Annotated in this window: 12 protein-coding genes; 11 read left to right on the top strand and 1 reads right to left on the bottom strand. The window is 70.4% G+C overall.

Translation table 11 applies throughout. From position 1 onward, the window contains the following. The first annotated feature begins 1 nt into the window (after position 1). From KVP70_RS05740 to KVP70_RS05690, 11 genes are all read left to right on the top strand, one after another. The gene (locus KVP70_RS05740; RefSeq protein WP_217941102.1) at positions 2-4,294 is read left to right on the top strand and encodes a glycosyltransferase; all 4,293 of its coding nucleotides are present in this window, start codon (positions 2-4) and stop codon (positions 4,292-4,294) included. Then, complete coding sequence (locus tag KVP70_RS05735) at positions 4,291-5,781, top strand: UbiA family prenyltransferase (RefSeq protein WP_217941101.1); 1,491 nt, start codon at positions 4,291-4,293, stop codon at positions 5,779-5,781. Before KVP70_RS05740 ends, KVP70_RS05735 begins: the two co-directional genes overlap by 4 nt. 10 nt (positions 5,782-5,791) lie before the next feature. Continuing rightward, the gene (locus tag KVP70_RS05730) at positions 5,792-6,133 is read left to right on the top strand and encodes an SMR family transporter (protein WP_217941100.1); all 342 of its coding nucleotides are present in this window, start codon (positions 5,792-5,794) and stop codon (positions 6,131-6,133) included. An 18-nt stretch (positions 6,134-6,151) separates the two neighbouring features. After that, positions 6,152-7,132, top strand: coding sequence for a glycosyltransferase family 2 protein (locus tag KVP70_RS05725; protein WP_217941099.1), 981 nt, complete (start codon positions 6,152-6,154; stop codon positions 7,130-7,132). Beyond that, positions 7,125-7,502, top strand: a complete 378-nt coding sequence (locus KVP70_RS05720; RefSeq protein ID WP_217941098.1) for a GtrA family protein — start codon at positions 7,125-7,127, stop codon at positions 7,500-7,502. Before KVP70_RS05725 ends, KVP70_RS05720 begins: the two co-directional genes overlap by 8 nt. Continuing rightward, positions 7,499-8,362, top strand: a complete 864-nt coding sequence (locus KVP70_RS05715) for a GNAT family N-acetyltransferase (protein ID WP_217941097.1) — start codon at positions 7,499-7,501, stop codon at positions 8,360-8,362. The genes KVP70_RS05720 and KVP70_RS05715 overlap by 4 nt, the downstream gene beginning before the upstream one ends. Continuing rightward, on the top strand, positions 8,352-9,149 hold the full coding sequence (locus tag KVP70_RS05710) for a PIG-L deacetylase family protein (protein WP_217941096.1): 798 nt from the start codon (positions 8,352-8,354) through the stop codon (positions 9,147-9,149). The genes KVP70_RS05715 and KVP70_RS05710 overlap by 11 nt, the downstream gene beginning before the upstream one ends. 1 nt (position 9,150) lies before the next feature. Then, positions 9,151-11,241 carry a DUF7024 domain-containing protein gene (locus tag KVP70_RS05705; protein WP_217941095.1) on the top strand — a complete coding sequence of 697 codons (2,091 nt, stop codon included), beginning with the start codon at positions 9,151-9,153 and terminating at the stop codon, positions 11,239-11,241. 98 nt (positions 11,242-11,339) lie between these two features. Next, the gene (locus KVP70_RS05700; RefSeq protein ID WP_217941094.1) at positions 11,340-12,860 is read left to right on the top strand and encodes a hypothetical protein; all 1,521 of its coding nucleotides are present in this window, start codon (positions 11,340-11,342) and stop codon (positions 12,858-12,860) included. 120 nt (positions 12,861-12,980) lie between these two features. Continuing rightward, positions 12,981-14,924 carry a hypothetical protein gene (locus KVP70_RS05695; RefSeq protein WP_217941093.1) on the top strand — a complete coding sequence of 648 codons (1,944 nt, stop codon included), beginning with the start codon at positions 12,981-12,983 and terminating at the stop codon, positions 14,922-14,924. Between the two features lie 81 nt (positions 14,925-15,005). Beyond that, positions 15,006-15,863: a class I SAM-dependent methyltransferase gene (locus tag KVP70_RS05690; protein WP_217941092.1), complete on the top strand. Its 858-nt coding sequence runs from the start codon at positions 15,006-15,008 to the stop codon at positions 15,861-15,863. Between the two features lie 85 nt (positions 15,864-15,948). On the opposite strand, the gene KVP70_RS05685 is transcribed toward KVP70_RS05690, so the two are convergent. Next, positions 15,949-17,535, bottom strand: coding sequence for a DEAD/DEAH box helicase (locus KVP70_RS05685; protein ID WP_217941091.1), 1,587 nt, complete (start codon positions 17,533-17,535; stop codon positions 15,949-15,951). Between the last annotated feature and the right edge of the window lie 6 nt (positions 17,536-17,541).

The following is a 17,541-nucleotide window of genomic DNA, read 5'->3' as shown; positions in this document are numbered from 1 at the left end:
CATGCGCCTTGTAATCGATCTCCAATCCTGCCAGAACGGCGCCGCCCGCGCGCCGGACGCGGTGCTCGCGCTGGCCCAGGCGCTGCTGCGCCAGGGCGCCGCCCGCGCCACCCCGCACACCGTCCTGCTCGCCCTGGCCGCCGGCCAGAGCGAGCACATCGACCGCCTGCGGCTGGCCTTCGACGCCCTGGCGCCGGCGCAACTGCTCAGCTATGAAGTTCCGGCCGGCCACGGCTGGAGCCACCACGCCGCCACCCTGGTGCGCGACGGCTTCCTCGCCAGCCTCAACCCGGACGCGGTGTTCGCGCCCGGCCTGTTCGACGTCGCCCTCAACGACACCGTGTTCGGCCCCGGCCCCGACGGCGTCAGCATGGTCTACACCGACGCCGGCGCCGGCGCCGACAAGGCGCTGGCCGAACGCCAGCAGGCGGCGCTGCGCGGCGCCACGCTGGTGCTGCCGGCGATCACCGCCGAGCTCGACGCCGAGGCGGCCGCCGCCGCGCTGTGGCTGGCGCTGGAACAGGCGCACGCGGCCCGGCTGGCGCAGCGCGCCGGCGCCGTCGCCGGCGGCGCCCGTCCGCGGCTGGCCTACATCTCGCCGCTGCCGCCCGAAAAATCCGGCATCGCCGACTACAGCGTCGAGCTGATCGCCGAACTGGAGCCGTACTACGACATCACGCTGGTGGTCACGGCCGCCAGCGCCGGCGGCGTCGCCGCCACCGCGCTGGGCGGCCGCCTGCCACTGCTCACGCCGGAACAGTTCGATGAGCAGGCGCCGCACTTCCAGCGCCTGCTGTACCACTTCGGCAATTCCAACGCCCACCAGTACATGTTCCCGCTGCTCGAGCGCCACCCCGGCATCGTCGTGCTGCACGACTTTTTCCTCAGCGGCGTGATCGACAACATGGAACGCGAGGGCGTGCAGCCGCTGGCCTATGTGCGCGCGCTGTACGCCTCGCACGGCCACAGCGGCCTGCTGGCGCACAAGGAACTGGGCCACAACCCGTCGATCTGGGCCATGCCGAGCAACAAGGCGGTGCTGGATCAGGCCGCCGGCGTCATCGTCCATTCCGATTTCTCGCGCACGCTGGCCGAGCAATGGTACGGCCCCGGCAGCGCCGACAGCTGGCGCACGCTGCCGCTGCTGCGCGGCCTGCCGCCGCAGGCCGCCGGCCACAGCGCGGCCGAGCTGCGCGCCGCCGCGCGCGCCAGGCTGGGCATCGCCGAGCACGAGTTCCTGGTGTGCAGCTTCGGCATGCTGGGCCCGACCAAGCTCAACCACCGCCTGCTGGACGCCTTCCTGGCCTCGCCGCTGGCGCGGCAGGCCGATTGCCGGCTGCTGTTCGTCGGCGAAAACGAAGCCTACCGCTACGGCGGCGAGCTGACGCAGCGCATCGCCGGCGCCGCCAGCGAAGCGCCCGCCAGCATCGCCATCACCGGCTTCGTCAGCACCGACGATTACCAGCACTACCTGGCCGCCAGCGACGTCGCGGTGCAGCTGCGCACACAGACCCGCGGTGAAACCTCGGCCTCGGTGCTGGACTGCCTGCTGCACGGCGTGCCCACCATCATCAACGCCCACGGCGCCGCCGCCACCCTGCCCGACGCCGTGCTGCTCAAGCTGCCCGACCTGTTCGAGGACGCCCAGTTGAGCGCCGCGCTGGCCGAACTGTACGCGCAGCCGCAACGCCGCGCGCAACTGGCGCAGGCCGGGCGCGAGCATGTGCGCCTGCACCACGCGCCGGCCGCCGTCGGCCGCCAGTACCACGCCGCCATCGAGGAGCTGACGCGCAGCAGCGCCGCCGCCCACTATCGCCAGCTGGTGGCCGCCGTCAGCGCGATCCGCCCGGCGCCGGAGGACAGCCAGCTGATAGTCGCCGCCGTCGCCATCGCCGCCAACCAGCCGGGCACGACGCCGCGCCAGATGCTGATCGATGTCTCGGCGCTGGTGCAGTCCGACTACAAGACCGGCATCCAGCGCGTGGTGCGCAGCATCGTGCTGGCGCTGATCAAGGCGCCGCCGGCCGGCTACCGCGTCGAGCCGGTGTACAGCGAAGGCGGCAACCGCAGCTACCGCTACGCCCGCAACTTCAGCGCCGAGATGCTGGGCGTGCGCTCGCCGCAGCTGGAGGACGCGCCAGTCGAAAGCCGCGCCGGCGACCTGTTCCTCGGCCTCGACCTGGCCTCCAACATCACCTCGCAGAACCAGCCGCAGCTGCTGGCGATGCGCCGCCGCGGGGTCGCCGTCTGGTTCGTGGTGTACGACCTGCTGCCGGTGCTGCGTCCCGAATGCTTCATCCTGGCCGCCGACAAGTATTACGTCGACTACCTCGACACCATCACCTACGCGGCCGACGGCATCGTCACCATTTCGCGCGCCGTCGCCGACGAGCTGGCCGCGTGGGTGGCGACCCGCCCCAACCGGCGCCAGGCGCCGCTCAAGCTGGGCCATTTCCACCTGGGCGCCGACCTCGACGCCAGCGCCCCCAGCACCGGCCTGCCGGACAACGCCGCGCGCGTGCTGCAGGCGCTGCAGGAAGCGCCGACCCTGCTGATGGTCGGCACCCTGGAGCCGCGCAAGGGCCAGGCCCAGGCGCTGGCCGCCTGCGAACTGCTGTGGGCGCGCGGCGTGGCCGTCAACCTGGTCATCGTCGGCAAGAACGGCTGGCTGATGGAGGCCCTGGTCCGGCAGCTGGAGCAGCACCCGCAGCGCGAACAGCGCCTGTTCTGGCTGCCCGGCGTGTCGGACCAGATGCTGGCCCAGTTGTACCAGCACAGCTCGGCGCTGCTGGCGGCCTCGGAAGGCGAGGGCTTCGGCCTGCCGCTGATCGAGGCGGCCCAGCACCGGCTGCCCATCATCGCGCGCGCCATCCCGGTGTTCCGCGAAGTGGCCGGCGAGCACGCCTACTACTTCGACGGCAAGTCGCCGCAGGACCTGGCGGACGCCATAGCCGCCTGGCTGGCGCTGCACGCGGCCGGCCAGGCGCCGGCCTCGGCCGGCATGGCGTGGCTGACCTGGCAGCAGAGCGCGCAGCAGTTGCAGCAGGCGCTGCTGTCCGACGCGGGCCGCCACGCCAGCGTCGGCGGCGGCGGCGTCGCCCCGCAGCTGCTGGTCGACGTCTCGGCCGTGGCGCGCGAGGACCTGAAGACCGGCATCCAGCGCGTGGTGCGGGCCCAGCTGTCCGAACTGATGGCGCTGCACAGCACGCGCTACCAGGTGCTGCCGGTCTACCTCAGCGACGAGGGCGGCCGCTGGCACTACCGCTACGCGCGCCGCTACCAGCACACGCTGACCGGCACCGACAGCTACGGCGTGATCGAGGACGAGGTGCAGGTGGCCGCCGGCGACGTGTTCTACAGCCCCGACTTCTTCCCCGGCGCGGTCACCGAGGCCGGCCGCATCGGCCTGTTCCAGCGCTGGCGCGACGCCGGCGTCAGCGTCAATTTCCTGATCCACGACCTGCTGCCGCTGCTGCGGCCGGAGTTCTTCCCGGCGCGGGTGGGCGACGTGTTTGAACAATGGCTGCACACCGTCAGCGGCAACGCCGACCGCCTGCTGTGCATCAGCGGCGCGGTGGCCGACGAGACGCGCGCCTGGCTGCTGCAGCACGCGCCGCAGCGGCCGCTGCCGCGGTTCGCCGTGCTGCACCACGGCGCCGACATCGCCGCCTCGCTGCCGAGCACCGGCCTGGCCGACGACGCCGCCGCCGTGCTGGCCGACATCGGCGCCGCGCCGAGCTTCCTGATGGTCGGCACCATCGAGCCGCGCAAGGGCCACCTGCAGGCGCTCGACGCCTTCGAGCAGCTGTGGGCCGCCGGCGCCGACGTGCGGCTGGTGGTGGTCGGCGGCGAAGGCTGGAAGGGCTTGCCCGACGGCCAGCGCCGCACCATCCCGGCCATCATGGCGCGCCTGCGCGGCCACCCGGAACTGGGGCGCCGTCTGCACTGGCTGCAAGGCATCAGCGACGAATACCTGGAGCGGGTCTACCGCGACTGCGCCTGCCTGCTGTTCCCGAGCGAGGGCGAAGGCTTCGGCCTGCCGCTGATCGAGGCCGCGCGCCACGACCTGCCGCTGCTCACGCGCGACATTCCGGTGTTCCGCGAGATCGCCGGCGAGCACGCCCAGTACTTCAGCGGCGACGACGGCGCCGCGCTGGCCGCCGCCGTGCGCGAGTGGCTGCGCCTGCACGCGGCCGGCCAGGTGCGCGCCTCGTCCGGCATGCCCTGGCTCACCTGGGCCGACAACGCCCGCCAGCTGACCACCCTCTTATTCCCGGCCGGGGAGCAGCCATGAGCCGGACCGCCACGCCGCCGCAACACAAGGACACCATGACCCCATCCGCCACGGCCGAACGGCGCATCGACGGCACGCAAACGCCGCTGGTCGTCGACCTCGACGGCACGCTGATCTATTCCGACCTGCTGTGGGAAGCGCTGCTGCTGTTCCTCAAGCGCCACTTCTGGCAAGTCTGGAAGCTGCCGCTGTGGCTGCTGCTGGGCAAGGCCGGCTTCAAGCACAAGATCGCCGGGCTGGTCGAGATCGATCCGGCCACCCTGCCCTACGACCACGGCCTGCTGCACCATATCGCGGGCCAGCAGCGCGCCGGCCGCCGCATCGTGCTGGCGACCGGCAGCGAACGCCGCTTTGCCGACGCCATCGGCGCCCACCTCAAAGTGTTCGACCTGGTGCTGGCGACCGAGGAAGGGGTCAACCTGACCTCCGACAACAAGGCCGCCGCGCTCGCCGCGCTGTATGGCGCCCAGGGCTATGACTACGTCGGCAACGCCCGCGCCGACCTGGCCGTCTGGCTCGGCGCGCGCAACGCCTATTCGGTCACGTCGACGCCGTTCACGCTGGCCGACGGCCGCCAGACCACCCACCTGGGCAGCCGCCGCGGCGGCGCCGCGCGCGCGCTGCTCAAGGCGATGCGGCCGCGCCAGTGGCTCAAGAACCTGCTGGTGTTCGTGCCGATGCTGGCCGGCCATGCGCTCAACACCGGCGCGCTGCTGCAGTCGATGGCCGCCTTCGTCGCCTTCTCGCTGTGCGCCTCCAGCGCCTACCTGCTCAACGACGCCCTCGACGCCCACGACGACCGCCTGCATCCGGTCAAGCGCAAGCGCCCGATCGCCGCCGGCAGCCTGCCGCTGCCGCTGGCGCTGATCGCCAGCCCGCTGCTGGCGTTCGGCGCGCTGGCCTGGTGCGCCAGCTACGACTGGCTGCTGGCGGGCACCGTGCTGATCTACTTCATCTGCACGCTGAGCTACTCGCTGCTGCTCAAGCGCCTGCTGATGGTCGATATCGTCACGCTGGCCATCCTGTACACGCTGCGCATCCTCGGCGGCAGCGCCAGCACCGGCATCGAACCGTCGTTCTGGCTGCTGGCCTTCTCGTTTTTCCTGTTCCTCAGCCTGGCGCTGCTCAAGCGTTACAGCGAGCTGTTCAATCTGCACAGCCAGGGCAAGGAAAAAACCAGCGGCCGCGGCTACACCACCGCCGACAAGGCGCCGATCAGCATCATGGGCGTCAACAGCGGCTTCCTGTCGGTGCTGATCTTCATGCTGTACTTTAATTCGCAAAACGTGCTGGTGCTGTACCCGCATCCCAACTTCCTGCTCGGCGTGGTGCCCTTGCTGGTGTTCTGGTTGGGACGGCTGTGGACGCTGGCCTTCCGCGGCCAGGTCAACGAAGACCCGGTGCTGTACGTCAGCAAAGACAAGGTCAGCCTGGCGGTCGTCGCGCTGTGCCTGGCGCTGGTGCTGGCCGCCTCCCGCTCACTATGATTGCCCATCCATGAATCCCACTCTCATCGGCTACCTGTGGTGCGCCGGCGCCGCCCTCGCCAGCGCCGCCGCCACCCTGTTGATCAAGCTGTCCGGCCAGACCGGCGGCGGCTGGTCGCCGCTGCGGCTGCTGCTGCTGGGCGGCGCCGGCGGCACCTATGTCGCCGGCTTCGTCTGCTATTCGCTGGCGCTGCAACGGCTGGAGATCAGCCTGGCCTATCCCGTCATGACCGCCATCACGCTGGCGCTGATCACCCTGCTGGGCACCCTGGTGCTGCAGGAAGCGCTGACGCCGGCCAAGCTGGCCGGGCTGGCGCTGATCGCCGCCGGCGCCTTCGCGCTCTCGCGCTAACCTTTTATGTTGAACGCCATGTCCCTCGCCACTCCCCGCATCGCCGTCGTCATCCCCAGCTACCGGGTGACGCGCCATATCCTCGGCGTGATCGCCGGCATCGGCCCCGAGGTCGAGCGCATCTATGTGATCGACGACCAGTGCCCGGACCAGTCCGGCGCCCACGTGCGCCAGCACTGCGCCGACCCGCGCGTGGTGGTGGTCACCCACGAGCAGAACCAGGGCGTGGGCGGGGCCGTGATGAGCGGCTACCGCGCCGCCATCGCCGATGGCATGGACATCATGGTCAAGGTCGACGGCGACGGCCAGATGGACGCGCGCCTGATCCCGGACTTCATCGGCCCCATCGTCGACGGCGCCGCCGACTACACCAAGGGCAACCGCTTCTTCGACCTCGAGCAGATCCGCCAGATGCCGCCGCTGCGCCTGTTCGGCAACGCCATGCTGTCGCTGCTGACCAAGCTGTCGTCCGGCTACTGGGACTTGTTCGACCCCACCAACGGCTTCACCGCCATCCACGCCAACGCCGCCCGTCACCTGCCGTTCGACAAGATCAGCCGGCGCTACTTCTTCGAGACCGACATGCTGTTCCGCCTCAACACCCTGAACGCGGTGGTGGTCGACGTGCCGATGGACGCCAGCTACGGCGACGAGGTCAGCAACCTGAAGATCTCGCGCATCATCACCGAGTTCGCCGCCAAGCACGTGCGCAACTTCTTCAAGCGGCTGTTCTACAACTACTACCTGCGCAATATGTCGCTGGCCTCGATCGAACTGCCGCTGGGCGTGGCCATGCTGGCCGGCGGCGCCATCTACGGCGTGATCCACTGGATCGACTCGGCCCGCGCCGGCCTGCCGACGGCCCCCGGCACGGTGATGCTGTCGGCCCTGCCGGTGCTGATGGGCACGCAGCTGATCCTGGCCTTCCTGGCGCACGACATCGCCTCGGTGCCGCGGCGCGCGATCCACCGCCTGAGCCACCTGGGCCGCCGTGCTTAAGCGCCTGTTCTGGCAACCGCAGTTCCTGCTGTTCGTGGCGGGCGGGGTGCTGTGCGCGCTGCTCGACATCGGCGTGATGCAGCTGCTGATCGGCATGGGCACGGCGCCGCTGGCGGCCGCCACGGCCGGCTTCCTGAGCGGGCTGCTGGTCAACTACGCGTTTCACGCCAAGGTCACGTTCCGCCAGATCAGCAGCGGCGCCACGGTGGCGCGCTACCTGTGCGTGGTGGCGCTCAACTACCTGATCACGATGGCGCTGGTGGCGCTGGCGCTGCACCTGGCCGGCGCGGCGCTGGCCGGCAAGCTGGCGGCGCTGCCGCTGGTGGCGGTCAATGGTTATTTCCTGAGCAAGCATTGGATATTCAAATGATCACTTTCGCTCCACTGCGCACCGACGCGCCGGCCCTGGCGCAGTATGGCGCCCTGTTCGCCGCCTGCTTCCCCGGCGCCAGCAAGTTCACCCCGGCCTATCTGCAATGGCTATACGCCGCCAACCCGGACGGCGCGGCGGTCGGCTACGACGCCTGGGACGGCGACACCCTGGCCGCCCACTACGTCTGCATTCCGGTGCGCGTGCGGCTGGAGGGCCAGCAGGCGCGCATGCTGCTCTCGCTCAACACCGCGACCCACCCCGCCTACCAGGGGCAGGGCCTGTTCACCAAGCTGGCGCAGCAAACCTTCGACGCCGGCCGCGCCGCCGGCTACGACGGCGTGTACGGCGTGGCCAACGCCAACAGCACGCCCGGCTTCATCCGCAAGCTCGGCTTCCAGCTGGTGCGGCCGCTGGAGGCGCGGGTCGGGGTCGGCCCGGTCGGCCACGCGGCGCCGGCGCGCGCCCCGGCGCCCGCCTTCGAGCGCCTGTGGAGCGCCGCCAGCCTGGCCTGGCGCTGCGCCAACCCGGACAATCCGGTGCAGGCGCGCCGTCACCGCCGCCGCTGGCAATTTCACGCCGCAGCGGTCGGCCCGGCGCGCGCCTACGCCGAACTGGAGCTGGACCCTGGCCTGGACGCCGGCGCGGCGCCGGGCGGCGCGGCCGGCGCCTGGTCGCCGCTGCGGCTGTACATCGGCCTGCTGCCGGACGAGCAGCGCAGCTTCGTCGGCTATCCCAGCATTCCGCGGCGCCTGCGGCCGTCGCCGTTGAACCTGATCTACCGCTCGCTGTCGGGACGCGTGGCCGCGCTCGATCCGGCGCGCATCCACTTCACCTTCCTCGACTTCGATGCCTACTGACCGCACGCCACCGGCCGCGCTGTTCCTGTTCGCCCACCAGGACGACGAGTTCGGCGTGTTCCAGGCCATCGAGGACTGCCGCCGGCAGGGCTGGCGCGTGGTGTGCGCCTACCTGACCCACGGCGCCCACGGCAGCGCCGCGCGCCGCAACGACGAATCGCTGGCGGTGCTGGCGGCGCTGGGCGTGCCGGCGGCCGACGTGCTGTTCGCCGGCGACACCCTGGACATCGTCGACGCCACGCTGCCGCGCCGGCTGGACGCGGCCGGCGCCTGGCTGGCCGGCCACATGGCCGCGCTGCCGCGGCTGCAGCTGGTCTGCGCGCCGGCCTGGGAAGGCGGCCACCACGACCACGACGCCCTGCATTTCCTGGCGGTGCACACCGCCGCCCGCCTCGGCCTGGGCCGGCAGCTGCGCCAGTACGCGCTGTACCACGCCCACCGCTGCCCGGCGCCGTGGTTCCGGGTGCTGTCGCCGCTGGCCGCCAACGGCGCGCCGCAGACCAGCGCCATCGGCTGGCGCGACCGCCTGCGCCATCTGCGCCTGTGCCTGCGCTACCCGTCGCAGCTGACCACCTGGATCGGCCTGTTTCCCTTCGTGCTGGCGCACTACCTGCTGCAGGGCCGCCAGGCGCTGCAGCAGGCCACGCCGGCGCGCACCGCCGAGCGGCCGCACGCCGGCCCGCTGTATTACGAACGCCGCCGCTTCTACCGCTGGGAGCAGTTGCAAGCCGACACCAGCGCCTGGCTGCGCGCCCAACCCGCTACGCAAGACCACCACGATCACTGATATGAAACCATTGCCCCCCCTGGAAAAAAACCTGTTCTCGTCGGCGCTGTTGCCGGCCCTGCTGCTGGTGTTCTGCTACCTGTTCCTGCGCAACAGCGGCATCTATCCTATCGTCTTCATCGACGAGTGGAGCTACAGCAGCAACACCCGCCTGCTGCCGCTGTCGGCCGCGCAAGTGCCTTCCTACCTGTACTTCAGCCTGTTCAAGCTGACCAACTACTGCGGCGACGGCTTCCTCGATTGCAACCGCATGCTCAACACGGTGCTGTACCTGCTGGCCGCGCCCTTCATCTACCTGCTGGGCAAGCGCCTGGCGCCGGCGCCGGTGGCGGCGCTGCTGGCGCTGGCCGCCGCGCTCAGCCCCAACAACGCCTACACGCCGTTCTTCATGCCGGAGGCGATGTACTTCCTGGCGTTCTGGGTCTATAGCTGGGCCAGCATGGCGTTCTACCAGCAGCCCACGCTGGCGCGCGCCGCCGCCCTGGGCGCGCTGCTCGGCCTGATGGCCATGGTCAAGATGCACGCGCTGTTCCTGATCCCCAGCCTGTGCGTGTTCCTGGCCTTCGTCGCCTTCGACGGCCGCGCCGCCGACAGCGGCTGGCGCTGGCTGCGCCGGGCCGCCGCGCTGGCGCTGGTGGCCGTGCTCAGCGCGCTGGCGGCGCGCATGCTGGTCGGCTGGGCGCTGGCCGGGCGTCCCGGCCTGAGCCTGTTCGGTCCGCTGTACGCCGAGCAGGCGGCCTACACCGCCAAGGCGCACGTGCCGCTGCTGACGATGGCCGGGCTGGCGCTGCACAATCTGCAGGGCCATATGATCTCGCTGGCGGTGCTGTTCGGCGTGCCGCTGGCGGCGCTGCCGGCGGCGCTGCTGCTGGGCGCGCGCAGCCAGGCGCGCGCCATGGTGGTGTACAGCGTGCTGGTGCTGGGCTCGCTGCTGGCGGTCACCGTGCTGTTTACCGCCTCCATCACCGGCCTGGCCGAGGGCGACACCGCGGCCCGCATCCACACCCGCTACTACAACTTCGCGCTGCCGCTGATGCTGCTGTGCGGGGCGGCACTGCTGTACGCGCCGGCGGCGGCCGCGCTCAAGCTGCGCTGGCGCCTGCTGGCCGGCGGCGCCGTGCTGGCGCTGGTGGTGTGGGGCCGCTACCACCTGCTGCACTCGTACGCGCCGACCATCATCGACAGCGCCGAGATGCGCGCCTTCTCGCTCAACGCCGCCAGCTTCAACACCATGGCCGGCCTGGCGCTGCTGGCGCTGCTGGCCTGGATCTGGCGGCCCCAGCTGGGCCTGCGCCTGTTCCTGTTCGCCGCGCTGCCGGTGACCACGCTGTACTGCGCGGCCAACACCGCGCACGAGGTGCGGCTGTCGATCCACGCCGACGCCTACACCAAGGCCGGGCTGTTCGCGCGCCACTACCTGAGCCGCGAACAGGCCGACGGCCTGACCGTGGTGGCGACGGAAATCGGCGGCCTGCTGCGCACCAAGTTCTTCATCGAAAACACCAACGTGGCCTTGCTGGAGGTGCCGCGCAACGCCACCGAGGTCGACTGGGCGTCTGTGCCCGACAGCACCCAGCTGGTGCTGCTGGTCGGCGCCTACCAGCCGCCGGCCGGGGCCCGCATCATCGCCCGCAAGGACGACATGGCGCTGTTCGAACTGCCGCCGGCCGAGCCGGGCGTGCACCTGCTCAGATTCTCGCGGCCGCTGAGCGGCGGCTACGTGCTGCGCACCAGCGGCCTGAGCGGACCGGAGCCGTGGGGCAGCTGGACCGACGGCCCCGAGGTCCGCATCGAATTCGCCGCGCCGCTGGCCAAGCGCCTGCGGCTGCGCCTGACCGGCCACGCGTTCGGCCCCAACGTCGGGCGCGAGGTGGTGGTCACGCTGGGCGGCCAGCAGCAGCGCTTGCGCTGGACCGAGCAGACCGCCCAGACCACGCTGGAGTTCGACACCGACGGCGCCGCGCGCACGCTGGCCATCACCATTCCGCAACCGGCCTCGCCCACGTCGCTGGGCCAGAACGGCGACACCCGCGCGCTCGGCATCGCGCTGGAACGGATCAGCGTGGAGGACCGCGAGCTGGCCACGCCGTGACGCGGCGCGGGGGGCGGTGTTGTAAAAACATCGCCCATTGTGGTCATTTGGCAATTAACATATACTCAACGCCCTCCCATCACGAGCCCTTACCGTCCATGCGCCGTCTGATTTCGTCCAGTTCGTTTTATACCGCCGCCCTGCTCGCTTGTCTGCTGTATCTGCTCAGCGCCTGGCCGGCGGTGCACAACGGCGACGTCGCCGAATACACCCTCACCACGCTGGCGGTGGCCAACCACGGCACGCCCGACATCCGCCTGGCCGACCTCGAGGAAGGCCAGCGCCGCCTGCCGTGGCTGGCCTACGACTATTCCGAGATCGACCGCAACCTCAAGCACCAGCCGGGCATCGTCAACCTGCCATTCGCCAAGGGCAGCGGCGACAAGATCTACGCGGCCCACTTCTTTGCCTTTTCCGCGCTGGCGGCGGTGCCGTTCAAGCTGCTGCCGCTGGCCGGCATGGACCCGTTCAAATGCTATCTGGCGCTGAACCTGTGCTGCGTGTTCATCCTCGGCCTGTCGCTGCGCCGCCTGCTGCAGGACAACCTGAAGGCGCTGTGCATGCTGGGCCTGGCCCTGACCTGCGGCATCTGGGCCTATCTGCGCTGGACCACGCCGGAGACCATGGCGGTGGCCGCGCTGCTGTCGGCGCTGGCCCTGTTCAGCTCCGGCGCGCCGCTGCGGGCCAGCCTGCTGGCGGCGCTGGGGGCGATGCAGAATCCGTCGATCGTCTTCGTGTTCGGCTGGATGCCGCTGCTGCGCCTGGCGCTGGACTACCAGCCGGGCCGTCCCTGGCGCGCGCAGCTGGGCGAGGCCGTGCAAGGCGCGCGCGGCCTGGCCTGCCTGGCGGGCGGCGCCCTGCTGGGCCTGACGCCGATGCTGTGGAACCAGCTCAATTTCGGCTTCCCCAGCCTGATCGGCCACATCTACACCCGCAGCGATTTCGTCAGCCTGACCCGTCTGCACTCGCTGTTCTTCGATCTGAGCCAGGGCATGATCATCGGCCTGCCGGCGGTGGCGCTGCTGCTGCTGGCGTGGAGCGTGCGTCTGCGCGGCCAGCCGGCGCCGGCCGCCGGCCTGCTGCGCCTGCTGGCCGCGTGCGCGCTGCTGACCCTGATGCTGGCGCTGCCGACGCTGGGCGTGGTCAACTGGAATTCCGGCGCCCAGGGCGTGATGCGCTACGCCACCTGGATCGCGATGCCGCTGCTGTTCGCGCTGGCCATGCAGCTGCGCGCGCGGCGCCGCTGGCTGGCGCCGGTGCTGGCCGTGCTGCTGCTGCAGATCGGCGTCAGCGACGTGCTGGGCCGCTTCCGCTATGTCGAATTCAGCCCGCTGGCGCGGCGCGTGCTGGAGCACGCGCCGCAGCTGTACAACCCGGAACCGGAACTGTTTGCCGAGCGCATCAAGCATATCGACAACTACTTCGACGAACCCGAGGTGTACGCCTACCGCTACCACGAGCGGGTCACCAAGACCCTGTACCATGACGGCACCCCGGCCGCCATCGTCAAGCTGTGCGGCGAGGGCGGCGCGCTGTCGCCCGACAACGCCTACGTCGACAGCACGCGCGGCTGGCGCTACATCAACGGCGAGGTCAAATGCGTGGCGGCGCCGCACTGAGACGAGGGGCGCCGGCCCGCGCCGGCGCCCGCCATGCTGAAAATTAATAAACTTTTCCGTTTTCATAAGCAGTTGCCATATAATCCATTCCGATACTGACTCTCGTCCTCTCGGAATACCATGAATCAAGCCGCCCCCCTCGCCGGCCAGCCCGTCCCCTCCCCCGACTCCACCAGCCATCCGGTCACCGAACTGAGCCGCAAAACCCTGGCCGTCTTTGCGCTGCTGCTGGCGCTGGCGCTGCTGACCCTGGCGCTGTCGCGCGACGCCGGACTGAGCGGCGACGGCGAGGAATACATGCTGACCACCATCGCCCTGGCCGAGCACGCCACTCCCGACCTGCGCCTGAGCGACGTCGCGCTGGCCCGGCAACTGATGCCGGCCTACACGGCGGGCGGGCTCGACGAGCTGGCGCAGGGCATCGCCAGCCACGCGCAGGTGCCGCGCCAGGGCTATTTCCGCGGCAGCGACGGGCGCGCCTACAGCCTGCATTTCTTCGGCTATCCGGCGCTGGCGGCATTGCCGCTGAAGCTGCTGCTGTGGAGCGGCGGGCCGCCGCTGCAATGCTTCCTGGTGGTCAATGTGATGCTGGTGTGGGTGCTGGCGCTGTGCCTGCTGCGGCTGTTCCGCTCGGCGCCCGCGGCGCTGGCCGGCACCGCCCTGTTCCTGGCCTGCGGCGGCTCGCTGTACTGGACCTGGAGCAGCCCGGAAATCGTCAGCGCCGCCGCGCTGCTGGCCAGCCTGGTCTGCTTCTGCAGCGGCGCGCCGCGGCGCGGCGGCCTGCTGGCCGGCATCGCCGCGATGCAAAACCCCACCATCGTGTTCGTGCTGGGCGCCGCGCCGCTGCTGGCCTACGTGCTGCGCTACCAGCCGCTGCTGGGCTGGCGCGGCAACCTGCGCCGGACGCTGAGCCCGCGCATGCTGGCCGGCCTGGCCATCGGCCTGCTGGTGTGGGCCATGTCGCCGGCCTTCAACCTGGCCGAGTTCGGCACCCCCAGCCTGATCGCCAAGGTGGCCACCGGCGCCGCGCTGGTCAGCCTGGAACGCCTGCATTCGCTGTATTTCGATCTCAACCAGGGCATGATCGTGGCCATCCCCGGCGTCGCGCTGGCGCTGCTGTGGACCAGCTGGCGCGGCGCGGCCTCGGCGCGCGGGCGCCGCCTGCTGGCGCTGCTGCTGACCAGCTTGCTGACGGTGGCGTTCGCCGTGCCGGCGCTGGCGGTGCACAACTGGAACTCCGGCGCCTCCGGCGTCATGCGCTACGCCTTCTGGGCCGCGATGCCCTTCGTGTTCCTGCTGCTGTGGCGGCTGCGCGAACTGCACGGCCGCGCCCGCTGGGTGCTGCTGGGGCTGCTGGCCTGCAGCCAGCTGCTGGCGATGAGCAACGCCAAGAGCTATGCCTACACCGAATTCAGCCCGCTCGCCAAATGGATGTTCCGCCACGCGCCCTCGCTCTACAATCCCGAGTCCGAGATCTTTGTCGAGCGCCTCACCGGCATCGAGGACAGCCGCGACCGCACCAAGGTGCACGCCTACCGGGTCAACGGCGTGACGCTCAAGGCCCTGTACCACAGCAGCCTGCCCGACCCGGAAAGCCAGTTGTGCGGCAACGCCCCGGTCGCGCCCGCCATCGGCGGCCCCGACCGCTGGCTCTACCTGAAACAGCTGCCGGCCTGCTGGCCGGCGGTGAACCTGGGGGCGGTGCAGTTCACCCGCGACCAGACGCTGCTGCTCGGCCGCGGCTGGAGCCAGATCGAGCCGCAGCACGGCGCCTGGAGCGACAGCAAGCAATCGCTGATGCTGGTGAGCTATCTGGGCGACACGCCGGCGCACCAGATCACCCTCCGCGGCTATTATTTCGAGGGCAACCGCCGCACCCGCGTCAAGCTCAACGGCGTGGACCAGGGCTGGGTCGACCTGCAGGCCGGCACGGCGCTGGAGCTGCCGCCCCACGGCGACGGCGCCGGCGTGCGCATCGAGCTGACCCACGAGGCGCCGCACAGTCCCGGCCCGCAGGACAGGCGGCAGCTGGCGTTCTACCTGCAGGGTGTGACGCTGCGCTGACGATAGCGATTGCTACTCCGGCAAGACTACCGTACATTGCAGTGGTGATGTTTAACGTAGTCCGATTTCGGAGAGTGTTAGATGGAATGTATAGTTTGCGGCCACAGCACGGCGGCCGGCCTGACAGCCTGGCATCGCACCTGCCCGGCCTGCCATTATGAGAGCGCGGCGCTGCCGCCGACCATCAACGACGCGGCGGTCCATCTGCAGGTCGACGAGGCCGAGCGCGAGACCGGCCTGAAAGCGATACGGGTGGCGAACTTCCAGACCATCATCGATTACGCGGCGCGGCTGGCGACGCCGGGCGCGCAGCGGCTGCTGGACGTCGGCGCCGCCCACGGCTGGTTCCTGGAGGTGGCCAGGAAGCGCTTTCAGGTGCTGGGCATGGAGCCCGACACCACGGTCGCCAGCCGCACCGCCGCGCGCGGCCTGCCGGTGCGCAACGGCTACTTCCCCGACGCGCTGGAGGCCGACGAGCGCTTCGACGTCATCGTGTTCAACGACGTCATCGAACACATCCCGGATATCCGCGCGGCGCTGGCCGCCTGCCGCGAACGGCTGTACCCCGGCGGCATCCTGATCCTCAACCTGCCCAACAGCCGCGGCTTCTTTTACCAGCTGTCCAAGCTGCTGGCGCGGCTGGGCTGGCGCGCGCCGTTCGACCGCCTGTGGCAAAAGGGCCTGCCCTCGCCGCATGTGCACTACTTCCAGGCCGACAACCTGACCGCGCTGGTCGGCCAGCAGGGCATGGAGCTCAAGCTGCGCGCGGAACTGCCTTCGGTGCGCGCGGCCGGCCTGCTGGAGCGGCTGCGCTGCGCCGGCCAGGGCACGCCGTTCAGCAACTACCTGCAGTATGCCGCCATCATGCTGAGCATCCCGCTGCTGCGCCTGTTCCCCAGCGATATCGTGGTGTGCGCCTACCGCAAGCCGGACGCCTGAGCCGTCGGCCCGAAAAAAAACCGGCCAGCCCGGACGCGATCAAGATCGCGTCCGGGCTGGCCGGTTATTGATGTCCGCGCCTGGCTTACTGCTTGGGCGCGCCGCCCAGCAGGAAGGCGATCTTCTGCTTGGGCTTGGCCGTCGCGGCGCCGCCCAGCGTGGCGGCCGGCGCCGGGGCCGGCGCCTTGGCCGGCTCGTACGGTTTGAGGAACCATGGATCGACCTTCTCGCGGCGGCTGCCGTAGGACGGCGCACCGGCGGCGCGCGGCGGGCGCTCGCTGCGTTCGCCACGGTCGCCGCGCTCGCCACGGCCGGCCGGCGCGGACGAGGAGGACGACGGCGCGCCGCGGCCGCCCTCGTCGCGCCGCGGACGGCGTTCGCCGCGCTCGTCGCCGCCATAGCTCGGCGCCGGGTTGAAGCCGTCCAGCTCGCCGCGGCGGATGGTCTGCTTGATCAGTTTCTCGATGTCGGCCAGCAGGCGTTCATCCTTGTCCGAATAGATCGACAGCGCGTCGCCCGAGGCGCCGGCGCGGCCGGTGCGGCCGATGCGGTGCACATAGTCTTCGGCGTTGTACGGCAGGTCGTAGTTGATCACGCACGGCAGGTCGGTGATGTCGAGGCCGCGCGCGGCGACGTCGGTGGCGACCAGGATGTCGATCTCGCCCTTCTTGAACGATTCCAGCGCCGCCATGCGCTCCTGCTGGGTCTTGTCGCCGTGGATGGCGACCGCCTTCATGCCCTCCTGCTCCAGGCCCTTGGCCAGGCGCGAGGCGCCGATCTTGGTGTTGGAGAAGATGATCACCTGCTTCAGTTCGCGCTGGCGCAGCAGATGCGCGGTCAGCGCGTGCTTCTGGTTTTCCGGCACCTTGTAGACCACCTGGGTGACCTTGTCGGCGGTCTGGTTGCTGCGCGCCACTTCGATCGTCACCGGGTTGGACAGGAAGGTGTTGGCCAGCTTCTTGATCTCCGGCGAGAACGTGGCCGAGAACATCAGGTTCTGGCGCTTGGCCGGCAGCAGGTTGATGATGCGCTGCAGGTCGGGCAGGAAGCCCATGTCGAGCATGCGGTCGGCTTCGTCCATGACCAGCATCTGCACCTGGCCGAGGCTGATGTTCTTCTGCTCGACGTGGTCCAGCAAACGGCCCGGCGTGGCGATGACGATCTCGACGCCGGCCTTGAGGAGGATGGTCTGGCCCTTCATGTCCATGCCGCCAAACACCACGGTCGAGCGCAGCGGCGTGTGCTGGGCGTAGGCCTTGACGTTTTCGGCCACCTGCACCGCCAGTTCGCGGGTCGGGGTCAGGATCAGCGCGCGCACCGGGTGGCGCGCCGGCGAGGTGCTGGCGCTGGCGTGGGCCAGCAGCATCTGGATGATGGGCAGCGCGAAGCCGGCGGTCTTGCCGGTGCCGGTCTGGGCCGCGCCCATGACATCGCGCCCCTGCAACAGCACGGGGATGGCCTGGGCCTGGATCGGCGTCGGGTGCACATAGCCCTGGTCGGTCAGCGCGCGCAGGATGGCCGGCGACAGGCCGAAGTCGGCAAAACGGACTTCGGCGGGCTCGGCGGCTGCAAGGGCGGCCACAGCGGCAGGCGCGGCCTCGGCCTCGGCGGCCACGGCTTGCTGGGCGGCGGACTCAATAACGGTCGGGGTGATGATCTCGGTTTCGGACATAATGTG

The sequence above is a fragment of the Duganella violaceipulchra genome (genome assembly GCF_019166075.1).
GTDB lineage: Bacteria > Pseudomonadota > Gammaproteobacteria > Burkholderiales > Burkholderiaceae_D > Rugamonas > Rugamonas violaceipulchra.
This window is presented reverse-complemented; position numbering and strand designations above follow the sequence as displayed.

What these genes read in the sequence shown, in the direction of transcription:
- KVP70_RS05725 (WP_217941099.1), top strand. Translation starts at nt 6,152, where the DNA reads ATGTCCCTCGCCACTCCCCGCATCGCCGTCGTCATCCCCAGCTACCGG.
- KVP70_RS05690 (WP_217941092.1), top strand. Translation starts at nt 15,006, where the DNA reads ATGGAATGTATAGTTTGCGGCCACAGCACGGCGGCCGGCCTGACAGCC.
- KVP70_RS05685 (WP_217941091.1), bottom strand. Translation starts at nt 17,535, where the DNA reads ATGTCCGAAACCGAGATCATCACCCCGACCGTTATTGAGTCCGCCGCC.
- KVP70_RS05700 (WP_217941094.1), top strand. Translation starts at nt 11,340, where the DNA reads ATGCGCCGTCTGATTTCGTCCAGTTCGTTTTATACCGCCGCCCTGCTC.
- KVP70_RS05710 (WP_217941096.1), top strand. Translation starts at nt 8,352, where the DNA reads ATGCCTACTGACCGCACGCCACCGGCCGCGCTGTTCCTGTTCGCCCAC.
- KVP70_RS05740 (WP_217941102.1), top strand. Translation starts at nt 2, where the DNA reads ATGCGCCTTGTAATCGATCTCCAATCCTGCCAGAACGGCGCCGCCCGC.
- KVP70_RS05715 (WP_217941097.1), top strand. Translation starts at nt 7,499, where the DNA reads ATGATCACTTTCGCTCCACTGCGCACCGACGCGCCGGCCCTGGCGCAG.
- KVP70_RS05730 (WP_217941100.1), top strand. Translation starts at nt 5,792, where the DNA reads ATGAATCCCACTCTCATCGGCTACCTGTGGTGCGCCGGCGCCGCCCTC.
- KVP70_RS05695 (WP_217941093.1), top strand. Translation starts at nt 12,981, where the DNA reads ATGAATCAAGCCGCCCCCCTCGCCGGCCAGCCCGTCCCCTCCCCCGAC.
- KVP70_RS05735 (WP_217941101.1), top strand. Translation starts at nt 4,291, where the DNA reads ATGAGCCGGACCGCCACGCCGCCGCAACACAAGGACACCATGACCCCA.
- KVP70_RS05705 (WP_217941095.1), top strand. Translation starts at nt 9,151, where the DNA reads ATGAAACCATTGCCCCCCCTGGAAAAAAACCTGTTCTCGTCGGCGCTG.